The sequence below is a fragment of the Staphylococcus sp. ACRSN genome (genome assembly GCF_022346615.1).
Taxonomy (GTDB): Bacteria; Bacillota; Bacilli; order Staphylococcales; family Staphylococcaceae; genus Staphylococcus.
In genome coordinates this window covers 74,974-92,556 of record NZ_JAKRNS010000012.1, presented here as the reverse complement: position 1 = coordinate 92,556, position 17,583 = coordinate 74,974, and the positions used below count along the sequence as shown (strand labels likewise).

Here is a 17,583-nt window from a genome sequence, read left to right as displayed (position 1 = left end):
TATGATATATGAATTAGGTACAGTAGGTATGGTTTGCCCATTCCCATTAATCGAAGCTCAGAAAAAAATGGATACGTTAGAACTTGGTGACGAGTTAAAAATTGATTTTGATTGTACTCAAGCAACTGAAGCCTTACCAAATTGGGCTGCTGAACAAAGTTATCCAGTTACAAACTATGAACAATTAGACGATGCATCTTGGACAATCACAATACAAAAAGCATAGTTTTTAAATATTAATCACCTTGAACAAAACTAGAAACTACCTAGTAAATTCAAGGTGGTTTTTATTTTAAATAGTATTTAAAGCGGTTGCAATATGATAGAATAAGATTGTTTACAATAGCCAAATAATGAGAGTGAGAGTATATGAAAAATATTGCAGATATTGCAAAAATTGCAGGGGTATCAAAAAGTACTGTTTCTAGATATTTAAATAATGGTTCAGTTAGTGTGAAAACAAAACAAAAACTAGATAAAATCATTCAAGAAAATGATTACCAACCTAATCAATTTGCACAAAGTTTAAGAGCACACAGAACGAATATGATTGGCGCAATTATTCCAAGAATGAATTCTTACGCAGTTGACGAGACAGTAAAAGGTGTTAAAACGATATGCGATGAATTGAACTATAGTTTATTGCTTAACTATACAAATTTAAATGTAGAGAAAGAATTAGAAGCACTAGAGACATTTTATCGTAGCAAAGTAGATGGTATTGTTTTAATGGCAACTGAAATTACAGAACGTCATTTAACAATAATTAATAAAATTCAAGTGCCAGTCATCATCGTGGGACAAGAGCACGAACAATTACATTGCGTAATACATAATGACTTTCATGCAGGCTATGTTGTCGGTCAAGCACTCGGAAAATCCCAATATAAGAACGTCAAATTTTTTGGTGTAACTGAAAGTGACATTGCTGTTGGAATTGATAGGAAGTCAGGTTTAATTGCTGGCCTTCGAGAATATAGTATTGAACCGAGCATTTCATTAACTTCGTTTAATTATCAGGAAGCATTGTTCGATGTTACAGAAGAATTAGAAACTCAGCCTCATTTCGATGCTATTGTAGGGGCAACAGATTCAATTGCTTTGGCTGTACATAAATATACTTCAGAACACCATAAAAAAGTAGACAAGCAATTTATAGTGGGATTCGGTGGAAATCCAGTAACTGAAATTGTATCTCCCTCAATTAGTACAGTGATATATCATTTTGAATATGCTGGAGAAGTAGCAATGAACCAGCTCAATCAGATGATTATGCAACAAGCAATTGAGAAACGTCTAACAATTGATGTAACCCTAGCATTTAAATATTAAATGAAACATGATATGATGTAATAGATCATTGTGGAACCGGTACCAAAAACACTTAGGAGGATAAATAATGACGGAATGGACAAGAGAACAACGCTATCAAAGAATAGAAGATATAGACCAACAAACACTCGATGATTTAACAGACAAAGTTAAAGCTTCAATATATAGACAAACATATCATATTCAGCCAACTACGGGATTACTTAATGATCCTAATGGTTTAATATTTTTCAATGGTAAATATTATGTTTCTCATCAATGGTTTCCTCTAGGGGCAGTACATGGATTGAAATATTGGTATACATACACAAGTGAAGATTTAGTACATTTTAAACCTATTGGAGCGACTGTAAAGCCAGATACAAAAGATGATAGTCATGGAGTATATAGTGGTAGTGCTTTTGAATATAATCAGCATTTATATTACATGTATACTGCAAACCATCGTGATAAAGAATGGAATAGGTATTCTAGTCAACATATTGCGAAAGTAAACGCAGATCAAGAAGTAGAAAAATTTCCTAAAGCGGTTATTGCTGAACCACCTGAAGGTTATACGCAACATTTCAGAGATCCTAAAGTATTTACAAAAGATGGTATCTATTATGCAATTATTGCAGCACAAAATGAATTAGAACAGGGTAGAGTGCTACAGTATAGTTCTAAGGATATAGTGAATTGGACTTTTCAAGGAGAAATTGAAACAAAATTAGATGCATTTGGATATATGTGGGAATGTCCGGATTACTTCAATTTAAATGGTTATGACATACTTATGTTTTGTCCACAAGGGTTAGAATCAGATGGTGAAAAATTCAAAAATATTTATCAATCTGGTTATATAATGGGACAATATGATATTGAAAATTTATCTATGAATCATGGCGATTTTTTTGAATTAGATCATGGCTTTGATTTTTATGCACCTCAAACATTTTTAGATAAAGATGGTCAACGTATATTAATTGGTTGGATGGGGTTACCTGATACAAGTTATCCTTCAGATAATGATGGTTGGGCACACTGTTTGACACTTCCAAGAGTTTTAACAATTGAAGAAGGTAAACTTAAACAACGTCCAATTAAAGCATTAGAATCTTTAAGAACTAACGAAGAAACAGCTCTAGGATATGCGAATAAATTTGCAAGACAATTATATCCATATGAAGGTACACAGTATGAACTGATTATAGACATTTTAGAAAATGATGCTACGGCATTATATTTTGAAGTACGAACTTCAAAACAATTTTCAACATTGATTACTTATGATACACGCTCAAAAAAATTAACATTAGATCGTAGTGAAAGTGGTTCATTACCAGAACCAGTTGAGGGTGTGACAAGAACAACAACATTAGACACAGATCTTTCTCAATTAAGAATTTTTGTTGATACCTCAAGTATTGAAATATTCTGTAATGATGGCGAAAGTGTGTTAACTTCAAGAATATTCACTGATGAAGAAGCTACTGGTATTAAAGCATCGACTGAATCTGGACAAGCTTACCTAAGATTTACCAAATATGATTTGAAGGATGATAAATAAGTTATGAAACGATTACTTGCAATTGGAGAAGCGCTTATAGATTTTATACCTAATACAACAGATTCAAAATTAAAAGATGTCGAAGGATTTTCTCGACAAGTAGGAGGAGCACCTTGTAATGTTGCGTGTACTACAACAAAATTAGGTGGAAATGCTGAAATGATTACGCGACTGGGTGATGATGCATTTGGTGATTTGATTGTTGAAACAATAGAAGCTATTGGTGTGAAGACAAATTATCTCAAAAGAACAACTGAAGCGAACACTGCATTAGCTTTTGTTAGTTTAACAAAAGATGGGGAACGAGACTTTTCATTTTATCGTAAACCTTCTGCAGATATGCTGTTCAAAGCTCAGGATGTAGAAGATATTGATGTTACAGAAAATGATATATTGCATTTTTGTTCGGTAGATTTAGTAGAAAGTCCGATGAAACAGGCACATAAAGCTTTGATTGAAAAAGTTCAAAAAGCGGGCGGTACAATTGTGTTTGACCCTAATGTTAGATTACCTTTATGGGAAAGTGAAGCGGATTGTAAAAATGCAATTCATGAATTCTTACCACTAGCCAATGTAGTAAAAATTTCAGATGAAGAATTGTCATTTGTTACAGGTTTAAAAGACGAAGAAAAAGCAATTCAATGGCTGTTCCAAGGCAATGTACAAGTTGTAATATATACAAAAGGTCCTGAAGGAGCTGTATTGTTTTTTAAAGATGGTACAGTCATTGACAAAAAAGGGGTTAAAGTTAAAGCAGTTGATACAACAGGTGCGGGAGATGCATTTATTGGCGCTTTAATTAGTAGACTTGTAACTTCTGAAAAAACGGATGTCATACAACAATTAAAAGAAGAAGGCGAATCAATTTTAACATTTAGTAATTATGTTGCAGCGACTGTTACAACAAAATATGGAGCAATTGATAGTTTACCTGATTTAAAAGAAGTAAATGAAGCATTAATCAAATAAAATAGTTTAGAACAGAAATCATATTTTTAATAAAAAAGAGAGTTAATCTATTGCGGATTAACTCTCTTTTTTTGAGAAAGGTGGTACATGGTATCAAACGCTTTTAAATTTTTTTAACATTTCTAACTGATGCGTAACAGTGTTCGTTATTTTTAAAATAAACAATGCGTGATTTTGAATCGATTGATTCAATATTATGCCTGTTAACCACAAAACTATTATGACATCTAAAAAATCGTTCATCTAATTGATCAATTTCTTTTAAATTACCATAAAATTCAATTTGACGGTTATCTAAATGTGCAATTAAACGATGCGATTTAGATGAAGATTCAAAAAACATTACATCATCATATTGTACATAAACAGAATTACTACCTCTTTTTAATTCGATTGTTTCTACATTACTTTCTTTGGATAATAATTTCAATCTGGATTCAGAAGTTTCTAAACAGTCTATTATTCTTGATTTGAGTTCGTCTGGATCATCTTTAAAGATAAAATCCATAGCAGCGACTTTATATACAAATGTTAAGTAGGTTAACTCACTATGACTTGTAACAAAAATAATATTCCCAACTGGATCATGCTTACGAATCTCGCTTGCTAACTTTATTCCATTGATATCCGCTTCTAATTGAATATCTAAAAAGTAACATCCTATATCATTTAATTTCTTTGAACGCTCTAAAATTTCATAAGGATCATCTGTTGCAACTTCTATCTCCATGGGTTTTTCTTCAATCATAATATAATTATTTATAATTGAAATCATACGCTCACGTTGTCTTACGTCATCTTCACAAATGAATATTTTCATGTCTCCACGTCCTTATGAGTTAGAATTTAAAATTTCTACTTTTTGTATAAAGTAATTATTGTCAATTGTTGTATCTAATAAAACATTCGATGTAGTATCTGTCAATTCCTTTAAGGTAGAAAGTCCTAAGCCACGATTTTTTCCTTTCGTTGAATAATTTTCTTTGAAAAGAGTATGAATTTTAGGCATATCTGGATCACATTTGTTCATGACAATAAACATGACCGAATCATCGTTGTTTTTGATGAAGGCAATGCGAATCAAGGGATCATCTTCATTTTTTTCCGAAGCTTCAATCGCATTATCTAAAATAATTCCGATTGCTCTACTTAGATTAACGATAGGCATATCAATTTTTTCAATAGGCTCAGGAACTTCAATACTGATTCGAATGTTTTTTTCTTGAGCCTGTAAAATTTTTGTTGTTAATAAACCTTTAATTTCACGTACTTTTAAATTTTCAATTCCATTTATTTTAATTGCATTCATTTGCATACTATCTTGCATTGGTAAAATTTCTTCATGAAAATATTTTTTCAAACCTTCCATATCATTTTCTCTAATAAACTCTGACATGGTAGACAATATATTTACATAATCATGTCTAAACTTACGCATTTCATTATTAATGTTTTCAATTTGTAACGTATATTTGTAGTAATTCTCAATTTCCTGCATATTTCGCTTATATTGAATTTGCCTAACGATACTAAATGAAATTGTGATAATAAGTATGGCTAAAGTAATAATAAATATTGCATACATTACAGTAAGGAATTTAATATCGGCAAAAGACATTATCTGATTTGGTAAATAAAAATAAACTACTAATAAGCAAGTTAATAAAAATAGAGCAACAATAGTTAAATATATTTTATTAAAAGAAAGATCAGATGATAAAAGTTTCTTAACAAAATACCTAGAAATAAATGAAAACCCTAAAGTAGTTACAGCAAAAAATACAATATAAAGTAAATTAAATAATATATCATTATCTATCAAATTGTATGATATCGTTGCAAGCCACGTAGTTATAAAATTGGCTATGTATAGGATGAAAAAACTAATTAAAACAGAAACTAATCCAATAATTCTATTTCTAAAGTACATAAATATAGCTGTACAGCCTAATAAAAAAATCATTGCTCTAGATTGGAAAAGATAAAATACAACAGTAGAAGGGATTATAATCCCAATCATGGTAATATAATCCCTAACTGTATACTTAATACTATTAATAATTTTAATAATAACAAATAGTATTAAAGACTGAATTATAGTTAATGTAAGTGAACTTAATATTGTCATTCTTTACACACTTTCTATTGAACTATTATTTGTGTAATTCTGTTATTTCAGCAGGTATTTCAGGTTCATCGAAGTAACCACCGCAAGGTAAAGCTCCAACAGTAGCACCTAAAACAGAAAATAATTTAGTAATTAAATTTAAAACAGATTCTAAAATGTTCATTGTTAAACATCCTCCTTAGGGAAAAATATTGGTAGTTGAACCACTGCAATTAATACAATACCCAAAAGTATTAATTGTTGATAGGGTTCAGAGAAAAATACTGATAGTACTAATAATAATAAAGTTACAATAATTGTTTTTATTTTCTTACCTTTACGTAGTCTAGCAGGTATAGGTTGCTTTTTGGTTTCAGCCGGTGCATAAATTGCTAAAATAACAAATCCCAAAATTGCGAGTATATACATTATTAATGCAGACACTTCCATATACCCGATTAACCAAGGTAATAAAACAAAAAGCAATAAATTTTGAACATGGCATAAAAACGATGATTTCGCATGTGCACCATGTGCAAAAAGTCTAATAAAGAAATACGATAAATGAACAAGTAAAGTGTATAAAAAGAGATGACAAAGGATTGAAACGCCATAAGTGACTATTGTTTTAGAAAAGTTAATTGCAACAGCTTGCATTCCTAAACGTATTTTCAAAAATTCAATGTGTTCTAAATTATTACGTTGTTGTAAGTATCGTGCAAACTGCTCGATTTTATTATCAATAAGCTTTGACATTGCGCTTCTCTCCTTGGTTGTATTATACAAATTAAATTAAGTTTTGAGCGTCTTATTGCTCAACTGTACTTTTTAAGTTCCTAACTGTTTCATTTATATATCTGTTTAATTTTAACATATATATATTTGCAGTTAGGAATAAATTTTGACTAGTTGAGGAAAAAAAGACACGAAATTTTTAATTCATGGTTAAATGGTCATGTATCACAAAGAAGTGATAAACATTTTACAAATTATTTATGCAACAATTTGTTTGTAATGATAACTATTGTTTGAACTTAAGAGCAGGGGTTCAATCAATAAACTGACTATAGAAATAATGCTTTTGTATAGTTGAGTACTTATTTTAGTTAGTTGTCGTTTTTCAATTCTTTGAATACAAACAGAGGAGGCTGATGTAGTGACATATTACTTTTCAGCAATAAATAGAGATTTTGTAAAATAGTACAATATTTACTTGGTTCTTAAATGAACGAGTAAAGTTATTTTGATTAATTAGTGTATTCCCAACACTATAATCAGAATATTGTTTTATCAGTTTAAAGATTTGATGATTTTCCCAGTCTCAAATCAACATTAACACATTCAAAGATCATTCCCAATCTTGGATGCGTAACAATGAATTACTCAAGCTTAAATAGACCATTCCCAGTCTCAGTTGAGTAATTTTAATCTACTTAATATCATTGACCATTCCCAGTCATGAATTAAGTATCAGTAAAATACTTAGATTTAAGATTATTCCCAGTCTTAATATCAAGTGTCATTTAATCGCTCAAATTCGAGGCCATTCCCAGTCTCTAATGAGTATCATTAGTCTGTTTAGTGATAAGGATTTTCCCAGTCTTTAAGCTAAATAGTATTAAATATGATGACAGAGCTTTCCCAGTCTGAAGTCATAATTCAAACTTCTATAACAGAGATAGTTTGAATAGTTAATTATGTAAGCTATCGTAAACATCATTCAATTTATCATTAATTAACGGTAAATTCACTAAAATTTTTTCATAATTAATAACATCCCCAAAAATAGATAGAGAATTAACTGTAAAAAACATTCCCTTAATAATAAGTTACAAAAACCGTGAGCCCCTCCCAAGCTCACGGTTTTTTATATCTATTTTTTATATAAATCAGTTCTAAGATTTTTGAATACAGGGATTGCTTCTCTTTGTTTTTCAACTTCACCAATATCTATATCACAAGTTAAATGACCTGGTTTTTCTTTTAATTGCGCTATAATTTCGCCATTCGGATTAATAATGACAGATTGACCTGCATATAATGTATTACCATCATCTCCACAACCATTGCATGCAACGATGAATATATTATTTTCAATTGCACGTGCTTGTAATAAGGCAGTCCAATGATTACTTCTAACTTCAGGCCATTGCGCAACATAAAATGCAATTTGAGCACCATTTTTGGCAGGATATCTCAACAATTCTGGAAAACGTAAATCATAGCAGATAATTTGTGTAGCTTCTATACCACTAGATAATTTGAATTTTTCTGGAACCATATCTCCAGCTGTCATAAATCTTGGTTCATCCAGCATTGGAACGAGATGAACTTTGTCATAACTATTTATTAAGGTGCCATCTTTAGCTACGGAAAAAGCACTGTTGTATATTTTATCATCTTTGGAATTAGAAACAGATCCAGCAACAATATCGACCTGATATTGTTCTGCTAAGTCTTTTATAAACGCATAACTTCTTTTTAAATCAGAATCAGCAATTTGATGTAATTGGGGGAGAGCATAGCCGTTATTCCACATCTCTGGTAAAACAACAACATCTGTTTCCTCAGTAACGTAGTTCATAAACCATTGTGAAATTGTTTGCTCATTTAAAGTTACATTGGCTGGTTCTACTTTAAATTGAAAAATCTCTATATTCATTTAAATCGCCCCTTAATTTATTGTTAGAGTAAATATACTAAATTTATATATAGATTTCAAAATTATTAGAATATTAGGATGTAAAAAAGAAGTTACTCTATAACTAGCACAACGCATAGTAATTAGAGTAACTTCTTTAATTAAGTATGGATTATTTTCTTACTAAGAAACGTTTGTTAATATCGTGAATTTCTTTTTCACCAGCTTCTTCACGAATGTTACCAAATGGCATTTGTGCAACTAAATTCCATGTTTTAGGAATATCAAATGCTTCTTGAGTAGCATTATCAACTAATGGATTGTAGTGTTGTAATGATGCGCCAATACCTTCAGTACTTAATGCCGTCCAAATCGCAAATTGGTGCATCGCATTTGTTTGGTTAGACCAAATTGCAAAGTTCTCTGCATAGCTTGGCATTTGTTGTTGTAAACCTTCCACGACTTCAGTGTCTTCAAAATAAAGAATTGTACCGTGTGAATGTTTAAAATTATCGATTTTATCTGATGTAGGTTGAAAATCTCTATCGTCACCCATTACATTTTTTAATTCATTTTTTGTAATATCCCAAAAAGTATCATGTTTATCATTTAATAATAAAACAATTCTAGTAGATTGAGAGTTGAATGAAGATGGTACGTGTTTCACTGCATGCTCAATAATTGATTCAACTTCTTTATCTGAAATAGAAATTTCTTTCTCTAAACTATAAATAGTGCGTCGTGTTTCGATTGCATTTTGAAAGCTTTCTAAAGCTTTTACATTTTTATTAAATAAACCCATGTCCAAAACTCCTTTTTCGATTTAAATTATATATCAAGTATAATAATTATATTAGAGTTTGTAAATAGGATTTTACATAAAATTTCAAAGATATTAATATTATCTTTCAATAACTAACTTTTAATGAAAAAATAGCAGAATTCTAATATACTGAAATTGATATGAGAAATTTTAGGGAGGCGAATTGATGAAGCATCCTTTTTCACAAAAAGTGGTCGTTTCAGGCTTTGTTTTTGCATTAAGTACTGTGTTAATAACGAAGCCGACATATGGTGCAATACAATCAAATGAACAACAAAATAAGATAAATGATAATAAATTAGTTAATATAAATGGTAATAAAGGAAATATAACAACAGATAGTACAAAATTTGATGATGTAACATTATCAAATTCAAATAACACGAAGGATAAATCAGATCATTCTGGAAACAGTTCTAATTCAAATGGTACAGCATATATTGATCAAACTGGTGATTCAAAATTATCTGATAGTGATGTTGAACCAGCCTCATCAAAAAACTCAAATGTTCAAGATGGAAAGAATTATAGCAATTCCGATGATACAAAGTACAATGGTACAGCGAGAAGTCAAGATTTAGGACAACCGGATGACGCCGATATGAATGATACCAATACAAGTGACGATACAACATCAAGCGGTTCTATTGATAACAGTAGCAATAACACGAACAAAAACGACTCATCGCAATCGAATAGTTCAAATGATACTGAACCATCCAGTGATGGAAATAATACATTGCCACCAAATAATACAAATGATTCTAATAGTGGTACCCAATCAGATCAAACTCAAAATAATCGTGATGTTCCAAATGATTCGAATCAGTCGGATGCAGATGATACAACATTACCAACTGTACCAGATGACAATACGAGTAATAATAATGATGGATCGCAAAGTGGTGGAACGAAGCCGGACGACAATACAAGCGATAATAATGATAATGGTGCGCAAAGTGGTGGAACGAAGCCGGATGACAATACAAACGATAATAATGATAATGGTGCGCAAACTGACGGAACAAAGCCAAATGACAATACCAGCGATAATAATGATGGATCGCAAACTGGTGGAACAAAGCCGGATGACAATACCAGCGATAATAATGATGGATCGCAAACTGGTGGAACAAAGCCGGATGACAATACAAGCGATAATAATGATGGATCGCAAAGTGGTGGAATGAAGCCGGATGACAATACAAACGATAATAATGATGGTGCCCAAAGCGGTGGAGTGAAGCCGGATGACAATACAAACGATAATAATGATGGTGCACAAACTGACGGAACGAAGCCAGATGACAATACAAGCGATAATAATGATAATGGTGCGCAAAGTGGTGGAACAAAGCCAAATGACAATTCCAGTAATAATAATGATGGTGCACAAACTGGTGGAACGAAGCCGAATGACAATACCAGCGATAATAATGATGGTGCACAAAGCGGTGGAGTGAAGCCGAATGACAATACCAACGATAATAATGATAATGGTGCCCAAAGTGGTGGAGTGAAGCCGGATGACAATACCAACGATAATAATGATGGTGCCCAAAGTGGTGGAGTGAAGCCGGATGACAATACAAACGATAATAATGATGGTACACAAACTGACGGAACGAAGCCAGATGACAATACAAGCGATAATAATGATAATGGATCGCAAAGTGGTGGAACGAAGCCAGGTAGTGATGCTACATCTAATCAAGGTGGCAACGATACACAGACACCTCAACAACATAGTAAGCCAAATAATAAACAATCTAACAAAACAACAAATAATGATATAGCTACACTTGAGCCACATCAAAATATTGCTGGTCAAGAAGGAAATAACGTTTCTGGTACAGCGCAAAAGCAGCACAAACATGTACAAAGTGATAATCCAAATACTAAGTACAATCAAAATAATATTGAAAACAAGACGAATAAGTTAAAACATAACCAATATAATAATGCGACAAATCAATTGCATAATGAACATTCAAACCAATACAGTTCAAGGAATGATAAAGGTGTAACTTATGGTGACCTCTCTGTAAATGAAAATCAACAAATTGGTAACCATAATGATGATACGAAAGTAGTTAATAGGTTCAAACAAATGTCTACAGGCTCATTTAAATATAATCCTTACGTCATTAATCAAGTTCGTGCGTTAAATAATAAAGCTGCAAGTGTAACGGACAAAGAGATTTCAGCAGTTTTAAAAAAACAAAGCTTTGAAGATAATGCATATTTAAATTCGTTACAAAAAGGAACCAATTATTTTAAATTTCAATATTTTAATCCATTGAAATCAAGTGACTACTATAAAAATTTAGATAAACAAGTATTAGCATTAATCACTGGCGATATTGGTTCTATGCCTGATTTAAAAAATCCTAAAACCAAGTCATCATCTGGAAAATATGAATATCATTCAAGTAGTGAAGAAGAATTAACTGATACTCAAGAAAGAAATGCTAATACTACAATTGATATCAAATTTGAAAGAACATTATTCGCATTAATTACTGCAATGATAATTATAAGTATTGGTATGGTAATCGGATATCTAGTGCATAGAAGAAAATAGTTGTTTTAAACAGTAATACTAATCAAATTAGATAATGTATCATATTTGATAATAGAATAAAAAATGGTCGAGGCATCTCAGTGCCTCGACCATTTTTTTATTTTTGGTCACAATTCAAAGTATTGACCATCTTTCGTTATCTATATAGTTTTATAACTTTGCAGTATATAAATGAGTGATTGATTTGAGTGTCATTCAAAATAGGGAAGATATAAATCAGTTCATATCATCATGTTAAATAATATAGAAAATTAGAAAGTATTGAGATTTTTAAAATATTAACCTATAAAATGAATGATAAATGATGTCGTTTCTTGAAGTTGCTTTATTTTTTCAGGTCCTATAACAATTTGAATAATTACGACCAAGCTATTTTGCATGATATGTACTAAAATAGGTACCCAGATACGTTTAGTGTATGCATACAATGCTGAAAAGATCACACCCATGCCAAAGTAAATGATAAAAAAGGAAGGATCTCCATGTGCAGCACTAAAAATTATTGAGCTGACAACTGCTGCAATAATAAAACGAACGGCTTTATTTGCTTTAATTAAGTTATATATTTCCCCGAATATAACCTTTCTGAATACAAACTCTTCTAATATTGGTCCCACTGTTGATATTAGTATGATAAATAAAGGAATTTCTTGTGCAACTTTCATTAATCTTGCAGTATTTGGACTTTTATTTGGTGCACCAAATACATACATATTTATCATACCTGCAATCACTTGATAAATCATAACAACAGCAAATCCAACAAATGCCCATAAAACAACATAACGTTTCTTTTCTTTATGTTGACGCTCAATATAAGATGGATTTTTTATAAATAAATTGATAAGAATAATTAAAATTGCAGCAATAATAAAACAAGTTACCTGAGTATATATGCTTGCAAAAAGTAATGCTTTGCCGGATAAATTGTCAAATAGACCTAACAACTGAAGGATAACAACCCCTAATTGTGCAAATCCATAAATTAATAATGTCAAAATTGACGCCCATAATCGAGACATGGTGAACCTCCAATAATAAGTATATGTTATTTATTCTATCGTAAATGCAATCTATGCACAAAATTTATGACAAATAGTTTTAACTTGAAATATTGACCAACTTTGATTATTATTAAAAGTGTATTAGCACTCAAGCATATTAAGTGCTAACGATTTACTATTTTGAGGAGGAACAGTCAATGTTAAAACCATTAGGTAGTCGAGTGATTATACAAAAAACAGAACAAGAACAAACAACGAAAAGCGGCATCGTATTAACGGATAGCGCTAAAGAAAAATCTAACGAAGGAACTGTTATAGAAGTAGGTGCAGGACGTACTTTAGAAAATGGTACTCGAGTTGTTCCAGAAGTTAATAAAGGCGATAAGGCCGTTTTCCAACAATATGCAGGTACAGAAGTTAAGCGTGGAGACGAAACATATTTAATCGTCAATGAAGAAGATATATTAGCAATTATTGAAGCATAATACCTTTATAAATATAAATTTTTAAGAATTCTAAATAACAACATGGAGGTAAGAAAATTATGGCAAAAGATTTGAAGTTTTCAGAAGATGCACGTCAAGCAATGCTTAGAGGTGTAGATAAATTAGCTAATGCAGTCAAAGTTACGATTGGTCCAAAAGGACGTAACGTCGTATTAGATAAAGAATATACTTCACCATTGATTACAAACGATGGTGTAACAATCGCTAAAGAAATTGAGTTAGAAGATCCATATGAAAATATGGGTGCAAAATTGGTACAAGAAGTTGCAAACAAAACTAACGAAATTGCTGGTGATGGTACGACAACTGCAACTGTATTGGCACAAGCAATGATTCAAGAAGGATTGAAGAACGTAACAAGTGGAGCAAACCCTGTTGGATTACGTCAAGGTATTGATAAAGCTGTTGAAGTAGCGATTACAGCATTACATGACATTTCTCAAAAAGTTGAAAATAAAAACGAAATTGCACAAGTAGGTTCGATTTCAGCTGCAGATGAAGAAATTGGTAAATACATTTCTGAAGCTATGGAAAAAGTAGGTAATGACGGTGTCATCACTATTGAAGAATCAAGCGGTTTTAACACAGAATTAGAAGTAGTTGAAGGTATGCAGTTTGATAGAGGTTATCAATCACCATATATGGTTACAGATTCAGATAAAATGATTGCTGATCTTGAAAGACCCTACATTTTGATAACTGATAAAAAAATCTCATCATTCCAAGATATCTTGCCGTTACTTGAGCAAGTTGTTCAAGCAAGTAGACCAATATTAATTGTTGCAGATGATGTTGAAGGTGACGCATTAACGAATATTGTATTAAACCGTATGCGTGGTACTTTCACAGCAGTAGCAGTAAAAGCACCTGGATTTGGTGATCGTCGTAAAGCAATGTTAGAAGACTTAGCAATTCTTACTGGGGCACAAGTCATTACTGATGACCTTGGCTTAGAATTGAAAGATGCGACAATCGATATGTTAGGTACTGCAAATAAAGCTGAAGTTACAAAAGATAACACAACAGTTGTTGATGGTAATGGGGATCAAAATAATATTGATGCACGTGTAAGCCAAATTAAAGCTCAAATCGAAGAAACAGATTCTGACTTTGATAAAGAAAAATTACAAGAACGCCTTGCTAAACTAGCAGGTGGTGTTGCAGTTATTAAAGTTGGAGCAGCAAGTGAAACTGAATTAAAAGAACGTAAATTACGTATCGAAGATGCTTTAAACTCAACAAGAGCTGCTGTTGAAGAAGGTATTGTTGCAGGTGGTGGAACTGCATTCATGAATATTTATGATAAAGTCTCACAAATCGATGCAGAAGGTGATGTAGCAACAGGCGTTAACATTGTACTGAAAGCATTAGAAGCACCTGTTCGCCAAATTGCAGAAAATGCTGGGTTAGAAGGTTCAGTAATTGTTGAAAGATTGAAAAATGCTGAAGTTAGTGTAGGATTTAATGCTGCTACAAATGAATGGGTTAACATGTTGGATGCAGGTATCGTGGATCCAACTAAAGTTTCACGTTCTTCATTACAACACGCAGCAAGTGTTGCTGCGATGTTCTTAACTACTGAAGCAGTAGTTGCTAATATTCCAGAAGAGAATAATGGTAACGATAGTCAAGCAGGCATGGGCGGCATGCCAGGTATGATGTAACTAGCATACTGAATATTAAAATGATTAAAATTTAAATATAATGATACAGTTAGAGAATTAATATCTTTGACGAAAACAAAAAGGCAATTTCTATTGAAAACATAGAAATTGCCTTTTATTTTATTTAATAGTAATGGAAATACGAATATTTATGTCAATACACTTAAGAGGATAGTATGATATTAAACCATAGAATTAAAGTATATACTAAATAAAATATATTAATATGAAGCATACTTCTAATATTCCGAAATGTGTTGCATAACTTTATTTAAATGTATTAATTTAGAATAAATATTAAGGCATTGATTTATTTAACTCTTGTTTGGACGATAAATGAGTTGAACGACACCAGATGAAAATGTATTTGTGTGTACTAATGTTAAATTCAATCTCTGTTTTATATTTTCGAATAATGGTTTGCCTTCACCTAATACTACTGGATGAACAGATAGTCTATATTCATCAATCAGATTTAAATCAATAAATGTAGTAATAAGACCCGATCCACCATATAACCATATATTTCCACCTGGTTTATGTGTTAACTTATTTACTTGATCTGCAATATTTTCATTAATAAAAATAACATTTTCAGCAGAACTTGTTTGTGTTTTAGAAAATACATATTTATCTTTACGATGAACCAAGTCCCACATTTCCTTTTCCTCATCAGAAGCATCTAACGAAGGTGTATATTGTCCCCATAAATCGTAACTTTTTCTACCATATAAAATTGTGTCAATTTGGTTGAGAAAATTTGTGAATTCCATTTCGGGATCCATAATACACCAATCAATCTCCCCATTTTTTCCTTCGATAAATCCGTCTAAGGAAATAGCCAAATCTAATATGATTTTTCTTTGTTTTAATTTGATAGTCATACTTTTACCCTCCTCAAAATATTAGAAAAGTGTAACATATTGATAAAATAATTATTATTTTAATATTATCATAATGAAAAATACCAGTCATCGAGGTACAAAATTCTAATTTGAAATCTATGCTTTTAATAGTTAATAAGTCAATATAGACGTATAAAAAATAGTGTGTTTTCGCTATATAACAACCATTTATTGAAAATATTTTTTATAAAAATAAGTTAGGGGAATTTTTACATCTTATACATCAATAATAATGATTAATATAATCAAAAATCATCATTTTTATTGATGGTAATAAAAACGTATAATCATTAATATAATCATTTTTGAAAAGAGGATAAATTATGTTAGATAAGACGCACAAACAGTTAATATCTGGGATGGTTGCCTTGTTTATTGTTATGGCAATTAGCAGGTTTGCATTTACACCTTTATTACCGATTATGCAATCATCTACGCATTTAAACAGTCAAACTTCAGGTTATTTAGCTACTTCTAATTATTTAGGTTATTTAATTGGAGCTATTATACCAATGTGGTTCATTATGAAATCGAAAGCCATCGATTTGAAATTATATTTACTGATTAATATTGTAAGTACTGTATTAATGGGGATGTCAGATTCTTATATTGTATGGTTGGTCTTACGGTTGATTGGTGGTATTACAAGTGGCACAGTATTTGTATTAGCTTCTAATATTGTGTTAGATGCTTTAAGACAAGCGCATAAAGAAAGTATTTCAGGTTTATTGTATAGTGCAGTTGGTATGGGGTTATTTGTAAGTAGTATTTATATATTCTTTGTTGCGGATAGTGTTTCATGGCAAGCATTATGGATTACGCTAGGTATATTTTCTATGATTATATCATTGTATGTCTTTATTACTTTGAAAGATAATGTGCAGATGAAAATGGAAGATTCAAAAACGCATCGTAATTTTTCAACACAGACTATCGATGCAAGGTTTAAAAGATATTTTTATATTGCGTATTTCTGTGAAGGTGCAGGATATATCATTACAGGTACATTTTTAGTCGTTATTGTAAAATCAATCCCCCAATTTGCTGACTATGCTGCACTTAGTTGGATGTTTGTTGGATTAGGCGCAATACCTTCTACGATTCTTTGGTCGATGATTGCAGACAAGATAACAAGAGAAAAGGCAATTTATTTAGCATTTATATTACAAATTGTTGGTGTTTGCTTACCAATCCTTTCACATAATATAGTTAGTATTATCATAAGTTCTATATTATTTGGTGGCACATTCTTAGGCTTAACTACACTCTTTTTATCTCAAGGGCAAACCATGATGTATCAATATAATACTAAAACTAATTTTGTTGCTTCATTAACTGTAATTTATAGTATAGGTCAAATGGTTGCGCCAAGTATTTCAGGTGTTTTAATAGGTGAATCTGGAAATTATAATTTGGCATTGGGTTTTGCGACAATCATCTTATTAGTAGGCTTGATTAGTAGTGTTAAAAGTTATAATGTAATGCGTAAATTGGAGTGA

At 31.3% G+C, this 17,583-nt stretch carries 16 protein-coding genes; 8 read left to right on the top strand and 8 right to left on the bottom strand.

Annotated features, from left to right (window positions below; all coding sequences use genetic code 11):
- Position 1 precedes the first annotated feature (1 nt).
- From MHZ36_RS11565 to MHZ36_RS11550, 4 genes are all read left to right on the top strand, one after another.
- Entirely contained in the window at positions 2–226 is a 225-nt protein-coding gene (locus MHZ36_RS11565) for a sulfurtransferase TusA family protein (RefSeq protein ID WP_239231802.1), read from the top strand.
- A 143-nt stretch (positions 227–369) separates the two neighbouring features.
- Positions 370–1,332, top strand: coding sequence for a LacI family DNA-binding transcriptional regulator (locus MHZ36_RS11560; RefSeq protein ID WP_239231801.1), 963 nt, complete (start codon positions 370–372; stop codon positions 1,330–1,332).
- A 67-nt stretch (positions 1,333–1,399) separates the two neighbouring features.
- Entirely contained in the window at positions 1,400–2,881 is a 1,482-nt protein-coding gene (locus tag MHZ36_RS11555; protein WP_239231800.1) for a sucrose-6-phosphate hydrolase, read from the top strand.
- A 3-nt stretch (positions 2,882–2,884) separates the two neighbouring features.
- Entirely contained in the window at positions 2,885–3,850 is a 966-nt protein-coding gene (locus MHZ36_RS11550; RefSeq protein ID WP_239231799.1) for a carbohydrate kinase family protein, read from the top strand.
- Positions 3,851–3,953: 103 nt separating this feature from the next.
- Here the strand turns inward: MHZ36_RS11550 and agrA are convergent, their stop codons facing one another.
- The 6 genes from agrA to MHZ36_RS11520 form a co-directional block, all read right to left on the bottom strand.
- Entirely contained in the window at positions 3,954–4,670 is a 717-nt protein-coding gene (gene agrA / locus MHZ36_RS11545; protein WP_239231798.1) for a quorum-sensing response regulator AgrA, read from the bottom strand.
- A 12-nt stretch (positions 4,671–4,682) separates the two neighbouring features.
- Entirely contained in the window at positions 4,683–5,978 is a 1,296-nt protein-coding gene (gene agrC / locus MHZ36_RS11540) for a quorum-sensing sensor histidine kinase AgrC (RefSeq protein ID WP_239231796.1), read from the bottom strand.
- Positions 5,979–6,003: 25 nt separating this feature from the next.
- Positions 6,004–6,141, bottom strand: a complete 138-nt coding sequence (gene agrD / locus MHZ36_RS11535) for a cyclic lactone autoinducer peptide AgrD (RefSeq protein ID WP_239231795.1) — start codon at positions 6,139–6,141, stop codon at positions 6,004–6,006.
- A 2-nt stretch (positions 6,142–6,143) separates the two neighbouring features.
- Positions 6,144–6,713, bottom strand: a complete 570-nt coding sequence (locus MHZ36_RS11530; protein ID WP_239231794.1) for an accessory gene regulator AgrB — start codon at positions 6,711–6,713, stop codon at positions 6,144–6,146.
- A gap of 1,117 nt (positions 6,714–7,830) precedes the next feature.
- Positions 7,831–8,619, bottom strand: coding sequence for a carbon-nitrogen family hydrolase (locus tag MHZ36_RS11525; RefSeq protein WP_239231793.1), 789 nt, complete (start codon positions 8,617–8,619; stop codon positions 7,831–7,833).
- A gap of 151 nt (positions 8,620–8,770) precedes the next feature.
- The gene (locus MHZ36_RS11520; protein ID WP_239231792.1) at positions 8,771–9,400 is read right to left on the bottom strand and encodes a nitroreductase family protein; all 630 of its coding nucleotides are present in this window, start codon (positions 9,398–9,400) and stop codon (positions 8,771–8,773) included.
- 187 nt (positions 9,401–9,587) lie between these two features.
- On the opposite strand from MHZ36_RS11520, the gene MHZ36_RS11515 reads away from it, so the two are divergent.
- Positions 9,588–12,005, top strand: coding sequence for an SdrH family protein (locus MHZ36_RS11515; protein WP_239231790.1), 2,418 nt, complete (start codon positions 9,588–9,590; stop codon positions 12,003–12,005).
- 278 nt (positions 12,006–12,283) lie between these two features.
- Here MHZ36_RS11515 and mroQ read toward each other — a convergent pair whose 3' ends face one another.
- Entirely contained in the window at positions 12,284–13,027 is a 744-nt protein-coding gene (gene mroQ / locus MHZ36_RS11510) for an intramembrane glutamic endopeptidase MroQ (RefSeq protein ID WP_239231789.1), read from the bottom strand.
- Positions 13,028–13,206: 179 nt separating this feature from the next.
- Here mroQ and groES point away from each other — a divergent pair, with 179 nt between their 5' ends.
- Positions 13,207–13,494, top strand: a complete 288-nt coding sequence (groES, locus tag MHZ36_RS11505) for a co-chaperone GroES (protein WP_239231788.1) — start codon at positions 13,207–13,209, stop codon at positions 13,492–13,494.
- Positions 13,495–13,553: 59 nt separating this feature from the next.
- Positions 13,554–15,179, top strand: a complete 1,626-nt coding sequence (groL, locus tag MHZ36_RS11500; RefSeq protein ID WP_239231787.1) for a chaperonin GroEL — start codon at positions 13,554–13,556, stop codon at positions 15,177–15,179.
- A 314-nt stretch (positions 15,180–15,493) separates the two neighbouring features.
- On the opposite strand, the gene MHZ36_RS11495 is transcribed toward groL, so the two are convergent.
- Positions 15,494–16,063, bottom strand: coding sequence for a dihydrofolate reductase family protein (locus tag MHZ36_RS11495; protein WP_239231785.1), 570 nt, complete (start codon positions 16,061–16,063; stop codon positions 15,494–15,496).
- Positions 16,064–16,407: 344 nt separating this feature from the next.
- Here MHZ36_RS11495 and MHZ36_RS11490 point away from each other — a divergent pair, with 344 nt between their 5' ends.
- The gene (locus MHZ36_RS11490; RefSeq protein WP_239231784.1) at positions 16,408–17,583 is read left to right on the top strand and encodes a YbfB/YjiJ family MFS transporter; all 1,176 of its coding nucleotides are present in this window, start codon (positions 16,408–16,410) and stop codon (positions 17,581–17,583) included.